This window comes from Burkholderia sp. BCC1640, from assembly GCF_902833125.1.
Classification (GTDB): domain Bacteria; phylum Pseudomonadota; class Gammaproteobacteria; order Burkholderiales; family Burkholderiaceae; genus Burkholderia; species Burkholderia diffusa.
Window position 1 is genome coordinate 1 of sequence record NZ_CADFEF010000043.1, and the last position, 11,987, is coordinate 11,987.

Below are 11,987 nucleotides of genomic sequence, written 5' to 3' on the forward strand. Positions count from 1 at the left end.
TCATGGTCATCGGGATCATCCCCAAACACCCTGCCTGAAAAACTAGCAGGATAGGTTGATTGCCCGGCTCAGTTTTCAGTCGGCGCGATCCCTACAAGTGGCTCAATTTCCGGTCGGCGTAAACAACCAGTGGGCCTGTTGGCGTATTTATCGGTGCACTGCTCTCGGTTGTGGCACAGATTCTCAGTTTCTTCGCACCGCAACAACCCTCGCTCGAAAGCAAGATTCAGAAAATGCTGGATCAGCTCAAGACCGACGAGGAGATCGAGTCCATCAAGGGGTTCGGCCATGGCGTTAGCAGCTACGCATCGTCGTTGAGTTCGAAATGCAATGGCGAGCATAAGTGGGAGGCGGCTGTCGCGCTCCCCGGTAAAGTGTCTCTGACGCGAAATTCAAAGGATGTCGTTGGCACCGATACGAACTTCAGCACGACCACCGAGATCGGCCAGTGGCTCACGTTCGATTGCGATACGCCGCCAAGACCCTACAAGATCGAGAAAATTGACAGCGATACGAGTTTGACCCTGGCAACGGAATACACGGAGACATCGCGGTCGGGTAGCACGTGCAAGTATCATCTCCGGAAGACAGTAAAAAAAAGCATCAATGAAATTCTCGACATGCCCCTCACGAACGAAGACGAAGTGGACGCATTCTTGATGGCGTTGAAGGGGCTCGGTTGGGGGCTTGGGAGGGATCAGGAGAAGCTCGACACTCCGATTTTCTCGAACTGGAAAGTGGCGGGATATCTTGAGAAGGAGTCGAACCAGAGCAAGGATGGATGGCCCGAAGTGCTCGGCCTCTGGTGCCAGACCTATATCCAGTTGCTGACGGCAAACACAATGCTCTGTTGCGTGCCCAGCCGAAGAAAACTGGAAGCGGTGTTGGCGGCAACCAAGGAGTCGAACAAGACAAGTCCCCTTTCCGATCGCGTCAGAGCCCGGTGCCATGACGCTGTGCTCGATCTAGGGGCGCTAGTGAACGCATTTCCCGAGTCGTGGGATGCGGATAGAAAGGAAATGCTTAGGATTGTGACGGCCGTACGGCCTGTTGCACGTGAGCGTGGACTCTATGTGCACGTTGGACATTGGATGGAAGATCTCGTGCTGTACGTCGCCCGGGGCAACGGCAAAGCCGCCCCCCTCCCGTGGGACTATAAAAGAAACACAGGTTGGCTTGTTAGCCTCTCCATCCATACCCCCAAGACCCAAGTTGACTCGTTCACTCCCAAATATGAACTTCTGGCGGTCGAGAAATATCCGTCCCGCGTTTCGCACTTTCTTCTCGATTCTGTTAGTGGCAACCTGTCCGATACAGGTCCCGTGATCGGCGACGATTTCCAGGGCGTGAGTCACCCGGAGGCATACCTCGACGTCAGCGGGCTTGCGTTCAACGTTGGCACATTCGGTGTCGAAGACAGCACGCCCCCCAAGACGCTCGTTTCGCTTGCGGTCGAGAACACGAACACGAGCCGTGCACGCTATGTGAATTACTACACGATCGGGAAAGACGGGAAGAGCACCCGGCTGAACATCCAGCTTAATCGGGCCGACCTGGCGGAAATTCGCTCCGTGTATGTTCCTGCGAGTGCTTTATCGGATGACCCGGACGGCGACGCCCTGACCGGCCACAACCAGCGCAAACAGAACTCGGTGCTCACATATGGCGGGATCCGCAACAGCAATCGGTTGTATGTGGCGGAACAGGCTGAGCCGTTCACCGTGGAAGGCCCAGAAGGCTGGAAGAGCTACAACGGAATCGACGTCGATGCAAACTATGTCTGGCTGTTCGGAAAGAGCGGTATTGCGTGCGCAACGCACGCCTCGATGCTGAAATGCAGGAGAGGCAAGATTGCGCATCCTTCATGGATCTATCTCGATTTCGACAAGCAGTTCGAGCGGCCCGAGGTCGCCAACTTATGCCCGTGTGTGGACGGGACGCTGATTGTGAGCATGCTGAGCGATATCTACACGGCCGACTACACGATCGATCGCAAGGCGTCGCGGGTTGTCACTAGTTCGTGGGTGAAACGAGGCGGCAAAGCAACCCAGGTCGTGAAGATGCCGATTCCTTGCTGGTCGATACTTGAGAGTTTGCATGCACGCTTGCTCGACAAGTAGCCATCGCGGAAATCCTGGGCTCGTCGTCGTGCGATGATGAGCCCGAGTTAAAGCCGGCAACGGACATACCCGCAGTCCCGCTCATGAGCTTGCGCGCCTTTGGCGGGCGGCCATCAACTGAAGCAAGAATGGGGCGGCTCTGCTGGCTCCGAGTCGCTCACGCAGGCATTTTGGAATTTACCGAACGATCGCATGCGACTAAGCGAGTGCCCCCGTGGATGGCGCCGCTCTGGCAGTTACTCACCCGGCTAGGGATGTGGTGGCCGCGGCAGATAGAGGGATGACCGTTGTACCGCTCAACACGGTCGTACAGATAGCGCCGGGTTCTACGTCTCTTGAGGGTCGGCAGTGGGAGTTCGGCGCCGGTGCCAGCGCGGGCGACTGGCCACCAACTTCGAGCTTCCGGATTCGGACAGTTTCTGACATTCGCCGGTGAAGATCCACAGTCGCTCAAACGGCCAGTCCACCCGCGCAAGCCGACATTCGTCGTCGCAATTACATCACCGCGCAATAGGTCATTAGCTCAGTGGGGCAGCGGAGAACGAGCCCACGAGCCACAAGAAAACGCTATCGCGCCCAAGCCGAAGCGGCTCAAACGAGGTTTTGATACGGCAGCACGAACGAGAACTTATTGGTCGCAAGCGGGATTTTCCCCTTCTTTTCCCCAGTCGCTTTACTGCTCACATCTATGCGGAAGTTGTGCGCCGTTGCAATAATTGCGGCCAAAAACAAACCAACACCACGATCGTCCTTCAACTCCTTCGCCCATTTGCCGCGCCCTCTTTTTTTGAAAATCTCGTCTATCTCACCAGGCTCAATCAGCGGCCCAACTGTGCATACCGACACCTCAACACCGTAGCCGTGGTCCAAGATTGAAACGTCGACCGAGCCTTTCATGCTGTATTTAACAGCATTTGACAGTAGCGCAAAAGGAACAAGCTTGAAGCTGTCGTACACAAATGCATTTCTATAGCATTCACCCTCCAAATAAATTCTAACACTTACGCCTCCATCGCCATTTTCTATTCTAAAAATTGAAACAAGCTTTTTGAGTAACCCATGCACATTAACCGGGTGCCTCTTCCCGTAAGTGGCGGCCTCCGGGTTAAAATATATTGACAGCAAATCAAATGAATCCGTCAGCAAATCTGATGATTTAACCAAGGACTTCAATTCTGGAGAAACCTGATCAAGCTACTGATCCAACCCGCCTACTCCGCTCGATTGCTGTCTGACTAAGCGTTCGGCGATCGTGCCAATTTGTTTTACCAGTCTTATCGGGTCATGCAACGGGTCCAACATCTCCGCCTGACGCTGCAAAAAATCTTCCTCGATCTGAGTGCGAAGCCGTCGCAGCGAATTCAACCAGAAATCCAAAGCAGCCTGGGAAACCGCGCGCCCCTTTAGACCATCCTTGAGATATTGATTAAATTTCGTCTTGTTATTGGGGCCTCGAACGCCATAAACCGTAATGCGTTCGTCCGCGACCGAGCACACAAAGTAAGTCAGACCGTGCTCACACACGCGCTCGCCTGGCACAACGTCGCTCGTGCATCGCCGCACCTCACCACATTTCCGCCGGCAAATACTCGACTCATCAAGTTGGCTACCACTGACAGCGACTCCGTCCACTATCGCGGGCCAAGGCAGTTGAACTGCCCCCGAGCTTAATAAACTAATCAGCTTCACGTGCAATCATCCTGGCAAGTTTCAACACTGCACTGCAGTCGTGATCATTGACCTCTTCCGCAAGCACCGAGCTGCGCAACGCGTCAACGTCACGTCCTTTCCCTGAGGCAACGAACTTTCGCACAGCTTCGACAACATTAATTCTTGTCTTCCGCTTCAGTCGGCTGAACGCTAGTCGGCCATGCTCTACTGCCTTTCCGGCATCGAAAATCTCACGAGCAAACTGTTCGATCACGTCTTTGCACTCGTGCGCCGTCATCGGCTTCTTCTTATAGTCATCTGCCAACTTAAAGAAACGCGTCGCAGTCGGATCGAAAGTTTGTCCAGATACCGCGCAAATCTTCTGATAAGGGTTCGAGCCTCGCAATCTCTCAATAAGTTTCAGCCCTCCGTACTCAGGATCATCTTTAACCACGCCCTTCATATCAAGGAAAACAACATCAAAATCCGATAGGATATCAATATCAGACAGCTTTACTTGTTTGAATGTATTTATCTGAAAACCACCCTTTCGCAATTCACTCACAGGAAAATCGCTTAGTTGATCGTCAACGATGGCGATCCGAGCTAAACCACCAACTTTATCAGCAGACCACGCCGCAATAAATCCTTTCGACAAAAGCGAATCGATATTCGCCTCTTTCCGAAAAAACTTAATCCAACCAAAAATCGCCATACCAAACATCGCCAAGGGCACGCCAATGCTAAATGCGTTGGCCAGCCACCCCGCACTCGCAAAGAAATCAATCACTTTATTTAATATATTGGAAATCAAGATAACCCCGCCTTTAATACATGTTGTTGTTCATGTGACGGTCGCGATACTAACACCACGCGAACCTTCCAAGAAGGTCTACACTGCACAAATTTTGATTACTCTCCTGCTTGGACGGGCGGAAGGAGTGGCGGATATATGCCTGAAGCCGACCTTGCGCGACGTCGGGGCGAGTGGCGGTAGCGGGTCGATGCCGGACGTCGACGTCGCGAGGAAGCACATCGTTCGATGCGCATCACGGACGGGCCCGCACCGATAGACGCGAAAGTTGAATTCCGGTCTCGGCGGGGACAGCGGCCGTCTAATCGTGGAGTAGTATTCCCCCAATGTCCAAGTTATTGCTCGGCCTCTGCGACGCACTGCCAACCCATCCGTGACGAGGGCGGCAAGCTCGTTGGAGGGTTTGGAAACCGCTTGAACAATGCGTGTGGTGGCGTCGGCCGTGAAGATAGCGTCGGCGGGAATACATCATGTCAACCGAGTGGAAGCACCGCGTCAGACTGTTTATCCAGCGTTTCTGGCAGCCGACCAGTGCGTGCATGACCTGCATGCCGGGAAGCTGGGGAAATATCACGAGCCTTGCCCACTGGTCCATTGCATTTCATACAGGTCTGTTCACCGGACTCCTGGCTGTACTTTTGACTTTCACGCCCGCGGCGAAGCTCTACACGCATCGATACGGCAATGCGCTGATCGTTGGTGTCCTGACAACGTTGGGCGATGCCTACTCACACACGAGTCACTACCGCATCCCCTTTGTCGAGCACATCCTGACGGGTGCAATTTCAGGTCTCTTGACGCTCGCGGCCTCATATCTGCTCGAAGATCGCGCGCGACGCCTTCGGGCGGTATGGGCTCGGGTTTTCGGATAGCGGATCCGCTGACTTTCCGAACCCACCGCGGCCGCTTGCGGCGGCGAGCCTCTGGACTGAAAGATGTCTGACGAAGCAGCGACTTGAAAGACCGTTCGTCGCCGAAGGTCGCCTGACGTAGCGGACCACACTCGCCCCTTCCCTGACGTTCGGAGTTCCATCCGGCTAACGGCAACTGTCCAGGTCAAACAGTCACCTCCCCACATCGTGCTCCACGACGCCAACAGCGCGGCAATACCGGCGGCATCAAACCAGCACCGCCTCCACGCGACGGCGGGGCGAGAACGGCAAGGTCGGCCCATAGCCGAAGCGCATGACGATATCCGGCCGGCGCCGGCCAGTATCGCCGACGATGCCTGCCAGAAGCGGACGAAAGCGCGCGACCTCGACGGGCTGATTGACGAAGGCAACCTTGATTCCAAGGTTTGTCGCCGTCAGCGCGAAGCGCTGACAGGCCCGACCGACCCTGATCCAATGCTCGTTGTCTTCCCGATCGCCGACAAACACGGCGATGCCCGCTGACGAATCGATTTGGCGTGCATATTTGTCGCGCTCCGTTCGGGCGTTGAAGAACCGTTCGAACGCGAAGCGGCCGAGTGCGCTCGGCAGCACGGGATTCCCGCTCGCAGCAGAGAACAGGCCGTCGCCCGACGACATGGCGCTGCGTGGGTTGAATCGGATCCATTGCTCCAGTTCGTTCATGAAAGCCGAATCCGCCATTTGAACGTCGTTGGCCGCGACAACCAGATCTCTGACCTTGTCGATCCTCATTCGGTCAGTGATGAGGGTCAAGTGAACGCCGGGCGTGGCGGCAGCCTGCTCGAGGAATGTGAGATCGACGACAGGAACGGGATGCCTGTCATATTCCGCGCGCGTCGACTGTCGTTTGGCAATTGCAGCATGGAGCGAACTCGCCCTCGTCGATCCGTGTACGAATGCATAACGCGCGCCGTCTCCGCCGGGCACCATCTGCACCTCGCCCGGGCAGCCCGTTGCCGCCGCCGAGATGGCGAGGTTTTCCGCCGCGCATCCAAGGCTCACGAACAGATGATGGTCGTTCGGGTCGACAGCGGGTGTGCGGCGCGAGATATCCGGCAGAATGTCGATGAACCCGTCGCCGACATGAAACCGCCAAGGCTGCGTATTGTGGCTGTTGGCGGCAAGTGTCGCATGGCGGATGAGCCCGCCAAGGTTCGGCGGCATTGTCAGATCGGCACGCAGGCGCTTTGCATAGGCGTGGTAGTCGGCCATCGACCCCACGGACGACATCCACGCTGTCGTGCCGCCTGCCAGCAACAAGGCGCCGCCGGCGCCGACGAAAAAAGTTCGCCTGTTCATGCCAGATTCCCGTACGTTGCAGCGGGCAACGGAAAATTCGCAATGCCCCCTTTGGACCGCGAGTCCAAAATCCCCCGTGCCTCAACCTATGTCAGGCAAATGCCGGCGCTGTTGATTTCAGTCAATTGCGGTCGGCTTGAGTCGAGTCTTGCGAAGCGGGTCGTGCAGGCGGGCCGGTCGCTCTTGCGCGCCGTGCGTCTCGAAGTTGCTCATCTTCGGCATTTGATTTGCATCAAGCGCCGGATGACACGGTGGTACAGGATTGGATTTCACGAACGGGAAGGTGATCCATGGACGCGCAGATCAAGCAAAAGATCCTGTCATTGCTGGACCAGCATCGGATCATGACGATCGCCACGCTGAGGCCGGACGGCTGGCCGCAGGCGACCACCGTAGGCTACGTGAGCCAGGGACTGACGCTTTACTTTCTTTGCGGCCTGGAAAGCCAGAAGGCGGCCAATCTGGCCCGCGACGACCGCGTATCGCTAACGATCGATCACGACACGTCAGATCTGATGGCGATTACCGGCTTGTCGATGGCGGCGCACGCACAACCCGTGACCGATCGTGCCGAAGCAGAGAAGGTCTTGCGCATGCTTCCACTGAAGTATCCGGATATGCAGACGCCGCCGATGCCGATGCCGTCTCCTGACGAAGTCCGGATATTTCGCGTGATTCCGACAGTCATTTCGGTGCTCGATTACTCGCAGGGCTTCGGGCACACCGATCTTTTCACTTGCTAGTACCTCCCTATCCAACACGTGAAACTCCGTGACGCGGCGCTCGCATCGTAGCCCCAGGTGGGCAACCTGCGCCAAAGCGGGCTGCGTTTATGCATTGACCGTTTTTGTGATCGGCTTCGCCTTCGGCGCGATTCGTGTCCTGCTGCTGGTGCGGCTCCTGGGAGAGGCGGCAGCGGTATCGCTCGAAGCGCCATTCATGCTTGCCGCGAGTTGGTACCTGTCGCGCTGGAGCGCGAAAAAACACGACATGCTGACCGACACCAACGAGGCGTTGCTGATGGGCGCGATCGCGCTGGCCATATTGACGTTTGCGGAGTGGTGCACGAGCTGGCTCCTGTTCAAAAGGACCGTGCTCGAGTACTTTGCCGGCTTTTGGTCGGTGCCCGGCGCGATCGGCCTCGCAAGCCAACTTTGCTTTGCAGGCTTTCCATTTCTGCAGGCGAGCGGTCACCGATTCGAATCGAGCAGGTGAACGCGATTGCCGCGTGGTTTTGAACGCCGTGCTTGCACATGCGAGGCCCGACGTCGCGCATGAGCAACGTCTCCGAATTTCCACAATAGGTTCGTTCATCGACTGGGTTGTCGAACTGATGAACGAACCTGCTTCGGTGGGCAGGCGATGAACGTGTGCGATGTCACCGGGAACGAGTCGCATCTCGTCCCGATGCCGGCAAGGTCGCGCTTTGTCATGCACGGGCCGCCCCCTCCGCTGCCGAGCTGACGGACGCGGCCAGCTCCGCAATGCGTGTCGCACGCAACAACACGGGCCGATCGACCATCTTCCCGTCGACCGTCACCACGCCGCCGTTCGCATCGCGCGTCGCGTCGAGCACGCGGCGCGCCCAGCGCACCTCATCCGCACTCGGTCGAAAGCACGTGTGCACGAATCTGATCTGCTTCGGATGAATGCACAGCTTCCCGCCGAATCCCAGTTGCCGTCCGTTCAACGCGTCGCGCTCGATCCGTTCCCCGTCATGAATATCCGGCGTCACCCCGTCGACCGGCGATTCGATCCCGGCGACGCGCGAAATCAACGTCAGCTGCGAGCGAAAGTGATTGAGCGAAACGCCATCATCCGACATACCCATGTCCACGATGAAATCGAGCGTGCCGAACAACAATCGTTCGACATGCGGTGCCTTTGCGACCTCAAGCGCATTCCACATGCCACGCGCTCTTTCGATCAGCGGATAGACCGGCACACGCCGGCGCGCAAGCGCAACGGCAGCGCACACATCATCCGCACGCTCGGCCTTCGGCAGCACGATACCGGCCACCCCGTTCAACGCGCCGAGCGCGGCATCTGCCTCGAACCACGGCGTGTTTCGTGCGTTGATTCGAACGAGCACCGGATGCCCGGGTGAAACCCACTGTGCTATCGCCTCGCGCGCGGCCACTTTGGCGTCCGGCTCGACCGCATCCTCGAGATCGATGATGACTGCATCGGCGCCGCTCGCGAGCGCCTTGTCGAACCGTTCAGGCTTGTTTCCCGGCACGAACAGGTATGACCGGGCATTCACGCGCACCGCCTCTTTCGCCGCGATGTCGACGCCCGTGTTATCCAACCCTACGCGGCCCTTCACGTCGTCATCGACCGTTCGTTCCACTGACTCTGCGATCTTCACGGGCGGCTCCTCCGTCGAGTCGTTGGCATCATCCGGTTTCGGAGGCCATTACACGAGGAAACCCGTCACGCGACAACTATCGATCAACTCTGCCGGTCATAGCCCGAACCTATTGCGCCGCGCATTTTTGAGCGCCGGCAAGAAGTCCTCCACGGCCACTCCTCTTCATTGCGCCCGCCTGCTTCCGAATGTTGTGCGCTGCATGAGTGACGGCATTCACCCGCGCAGCGATTCGAGGACCGCGCGGCCTTTCTCCGAAGCCTGAAGCCGGCGCGAAGCGCGCCGCCCACCGCGAAACCGCCGTCAGGATTCACCGGCCATCAGACGAGCCGTGTGCTGCTCCGCACAAATCGGATACCCGGTTGCGCCGGCCCCGTGCACCGCGGCGCCACCGGCGCAATCGTCGCCGGACAATCGGTCGCGACACCGCGCTAGCGCAAACCCGCCCCCGGTTGCACTGTTCATCGCCGTTCGGGTCCTGTATTGTCCTTCCATCCCCGGTTGCGGAACCGGTGCATGGGAGGCTCACGATGCAGAAAAAGAACGCTGCAGCCGTCTGGATCCTGATCGCGATGGTGGCAGGCATCCTGATCGGCTACATGATCTTCACGAGCTTTCCTGACAAAAAGGCCACCACCGAGATCGCCGGATACATCTCGCTCATCTCCGACGTGTTCCTGCGCCTGATCAAGATGGTGATCGGGCCGCTCGTCTTCTCCACGCTGGTCGTCGGCATCGCGCACATGGGCGACGCGGCATCGGTCGGGCGCGTGTTCGCGAAATCCATCGGCTGGTTCATCACCGCGTCACTGATCTCGCTGCTGCTCGGGCTGTTCATGGCGAACCTGCTGCGGCCCGGCGACAACCTCGGCCTGCCGCTGCCGGACATCGGCGCATCGGCGAATCTCGCGACGTCCAAGTTCACGCTCAAGGATTTCGTCGGCCACATGGTGCCGAGGTCGTTCGCCGAGGCGATGAGCAACAACGAGATCCTGCAGATCGTCGTGTTCTCGATGTTCTTCGGCGTGGCGCTCGCCGCGCTCGGTGAGCGCGGCAAGATCCTCGTGGCCGCGATCGACCAGTTGTCGCACGTGATGCTCAAGATCACCGGCTACGTGATGAAGCTCGCGCCGCTCGCGGTGCTGGCGGCGATGGCCGCGACCGTCGCGGTCAACGGGCTGTCGGTGCTGCTGAAGTTCGCGGTGTTCATGGGCGATTTCTACGTGAGCCTGTTCCTGCTCTGGACCTTGCTCGTCTGTGCGGGGCTGCTGTTCCTCGGCCGCCGCGTATTCAAGCTGCTGGTGCTGATCAGGGAAGCGTTCATGCTGTCGTTCGCGACGGCCAGCTCGGAAGCCGCGTATCCGAAGATCCTCGACGCGCTCGACCGGTTCGGCGTCCGGCGCAGAATTTCGAGCTTCGTGATGCCGATGGGCTATTCGTTCAATCTCGACGGCTCGATGATGTACTGCACCTTCGCGGCGCTGTTCATCGCGCAGGCGTACAACATCCACCTGTCGCTCGGCACGCAGATCACGATGCTGCTGGTCCTGATGCTGACGTCGAAGGGGATGGCCGGCGTGCCGCGCGCGTCGCTCGTCGTGATCGCCGCCACGCTGCACCAGTTCGGGCTTCCCGAAGCCGGGCTGCTGCTGATCCTCGGCGTCGACACGTTCCTCGACATGGGCCGCTCGGCCACCAACGCGGTCGGCAATTCGATCGCCAGCGCCGTGGTCGCGAAGTGGGAAGGCCAGCTCATGTCGGAGGCGGAAGCCGAGGCCAACCTGGCGCGCATCGACGCGGAGCAGGAAGGGACGATCGCGCATCCGGCGGATGTCTGACGGAGGCCCCGCGATGAAGATGCAGCGATTCTGGCGTGCGCTCGCGCTCGCAGGCCTGCTTGCCGCGGGCGCGACCGCGCGCGCGGAAGATGCGCCGTCCACGACGCCGCGCGTCGAGCCGTTCGCGCCGGCTCAACTGACCGGCACGCTCGCGAAGGTGCGCAGCAGCGGCACGATCGCGATCGGCTATCGCGACGCGTCGATCCCGTTCTCGTACCTGAATGCGCGCAACCAGCCGATCGGTTATTCGATCGAGCTTTGCAAGGCGCTCGTGTCGTCGATCGAGGATGCGGTCAACAAGAGCCTGACGATCCGCTGGGTGCCGGTCACGGCCGACAACCGCATCGACGCGGTGGTCAACGGCACGGTCGATCTGGAATGCGGCTCCACGACGAGCAACCTGGAGCGCCAGAAGCGCGTGGCGTTCTCGCCGATCATCTTCGTGGCCGGCACGAAGGTGATGGTGAAGCGAGGCTCGCCGATCCGCTCGTTCCGCGATCTCGCGGGCAAAAAGGTCGCGGTGACCGCCGGCACGACCAACGAGAAGGCGCTGCGCGACCTGGACGCGCGGTTCAAGCTCGGGATCCAGCTGCAGGTGGTGCCGGACCATGCGCAGGGCTTCGCGCTCGTCGCGAACGGTCAAGCCGACGCGTTCGCGACGGACGACGTGCTGCTGTACGGCCTGATAGCCGAGAACGCGAGCAAGGGCGGCAAGTACGACGTGGTTGGCGATTTCCTGTCATATGACCCGTACGGAATCATGTTCCGCAAGGACGATCCGCAGCTCGCGCAGGTCGTGAAAAGCACGTTCGAGGAGTTGGCCGTCGACGGCGAGATCACGCGACAGTACAAGCGCTGGTTCCTGCGCCCGCTTCCGTCGGGCATGAGTCTCAACCTGCCGATGAGCCCGCAACTGGAGACCATCATCGAGACGATCGGCGTCAAGGGCGAATGAGATTGCGCGGCTGACCGCACGGATGCATGTAA

The 11,987-nt window shown here is 58.9% G+C and carries 11 protein-coding genes; 6 read left to right on the forward strand and 5 right to left on the reverse strand.

Annotated features, from left to right (window positions below):
• Positions 1–170 precede the first annotated feature (170 nt).
• Positions 171–2,120: a hypothetical protein gene (locus tag HWX25_RS30270; RefSeq protein ID WP_175912183.1), complete on the forward strand. Its 1,950-nt coding sequence runs from the start codon at positions 171–173 to the stop codon at positions 2,118–2,120.
• Positions 2,121–2,711: 591 nt separating this feature from the next.
• Here the strand turns inward: HWX25_RS30270 and HWX25_RS30275 are convergent.
• Genes HWX25_RS30275 through HWX25_RS30285 form a run of 3 tightly spaced genes read right to left on the reverse strand, consistent with a single transcriptional unit; the run spans position 2,712 to position 4,584 of the window.
• Positions 2,712–3,293, reverse strand: coding sequence for a HAMP domain-containing histidine kinase (locus HWX25_RS30275; RefSeq protein ID WP_175912185.1), 582 nt, complete (start codon positions 3,291–3,293; stop codon positions 2,712–2,714).
• A gap of 21 nt (positions 3,294–3,314) precedes the next feature.
• A complete protein-coding gene (locus tag HWX25_RS30280) occupies positions 3,315–3,809 on the reverse strand; it encodes a hypothetical protein (RefSeq protein WP_175912188.1) in 495 nt (164 codons plus the stop codon).
• Complete coding sequence (locus HWX25_RS30285) at positions 3,796–4,584, reverse strand: hypothetical protein (protein WP_175912189.1); 789 nt, start codon at positions 4,582–4,584, stop codon at positions 3,796–3,798. Before HWX25_RS30285 ends, HWX25_RS30280 begins: the two co-directional genes overlap by 14 nt.
• Before the next feature lie 470 nt (positions 4,585–5,054).
• Here HWX25_RS30285 and HWX25_RS30290 point away from each other — a divergent pair, with 470 nt between their 5' ends.
• Positions 5,055–5,456 carry a hypothetical protein gene (locus HWX25_RS30290; protein WP_059690449.1) on the forward strand — a complete coding sequence of 134 codons (402 nt, stop codon included), beginning with the start codon at positions 5,055–5,057 and terminating at the stop codon, positions 5,454–5,456.
• A 246-nt stretch (positions 5,457–5,702) separates the two neighbouring features.
• Here the strand turns inward: HWX25_RS30290 and HWX25_RS30295 are convergent, their stop codons facing one another.
• Positions 5,703–6,794: a Tat pathway signal protein gene (locus HWX25_RS30295; RefSeq protein WP_175912191.1), complete on the reverse strand. Its 1,092-nt coding sequence runs from the start codon at positions 6,792–6,794 to the stop codon at positions 5,703–5,705.
• A gap of 290 nt (positions 6,795–7,084) precedes the next feature.
• Between HWX25_RS30295 and HWX25_RS30300 the strand changes: the two genes are divergently transcribed.
• Positions 7,085–7,537 (forward strand): pyridoxamine 5'-phosphate oxidase family protein, encoded by a 453-nt coding sequence (locus tag HWX25_RS30300; protein ID WP_175912193.1) that lies wholly within the window; start codon positions 7,085–7,087, stop codon positions 7,535–7,537.
• 94 nt (positions 7,538–7,631) lie between these two features.
• Positions 7,632–8,009 carry a hypothetical protein gene (locus HWX25_RS30305; RefSeq protein ID WP_175912195.1) on the forward strand — a complete coding sequence of 126 codons (378 nt, stop codon included), beginning with the start codon at positions 7,632–7,634 and terminating at the stop codon, positions 8,007–8,009.
• A 214-nt stretch (positions 8,010–8,223) separates the two neighbouring features.
• On the opposite strand, the gene HWX25_RS30310 is transcribed toward HWX25_RS30305, so the two are convergent.
• Positions 8,224–9,081, reverse strand: coding sequence for a CoA ester lyase (locus tag HWX25_RS30310; RefSeq protein WP_244135325.1), 858 nt, complete (start codon positions 9,079–9,081; stop codon positions 8,224–8,226).
• Between the two features lie 611 nt (positions 9,082–9,692).
• Here HWX25_RS30310 and HWX25_RS30315 point away from each other — a divergent pair.
• Both HWX25_RS30315 and HWX25_RS30320 read left to right on the forward strand, forming a co-directional pair.
• Complete coding sequence (locus HWX25_RS30315) at positions 9,693–11,000, forward strand: dicarboxylate/amino acid:cation symporter (protein WP_059814745.1); 1,308 nt, start codon at positions 9,693–9,695, stop codon at positions 10,998–11,000.
• A 13-nt stretch (positions 11,001–11,013) separates the two neighbouring features.
• The gene (locus tag HWX25_RS30320) at positions 11,014–11,955 is read left to right on the forward strand and encodes an amino acid ABC transporter substrate-binding protein (protein WP_175912197.1); all 942 of its coding nucleotides are present in this window, start codon (positions 11,014–11,016) and stop codon (positions 11,953–11,955) included.
• Positions 11,956–11,987: the final 32 nt, after the last annotated feature.

What these genes read in the sequence shown, in the direction of transcription:
- HWX25_RS30290 (WP_059690449.1), top strand. Translation starts at nt 5,055, where the DNA reads ATGTCAACCGAGTGGAAGCACCGCGTCAGACTGTTTATCCAGCGTTTC.
- HWX25_RS30295 (WP_175912191.1), bottom strand. Translation starts at nt 6,794, where the DNA reads ATGAACAGGCGAACTTTTTTCGTCGGCGCCGGCGGCGCCTTGTTGCTG.
- HWX25_RS30300 (WP_175912193.1), top strand. Translation starts at nt 7,085, where the DNA reads ATGGACGCGCAGATCAAGCAAAAGATCCTGTCATTGCTGGACCAGCAT.
- HWX25_RS30315 (WP_059814745.1), top strand. Translation starts at nt 9,693, where the DNA reads ATGCAGAAAAAGAACGCTGCAGCCGTCTGGATCCTGATCGCGATGGTG.
- HWX25_RS30320 (WP_175912197.1), top strand. Translation starts at nt 11,014, where the DNA reads ATGAAGATGCAGCGATTCTGGCGTGCGCTCGCGCTCGCAGGCCTGCTT.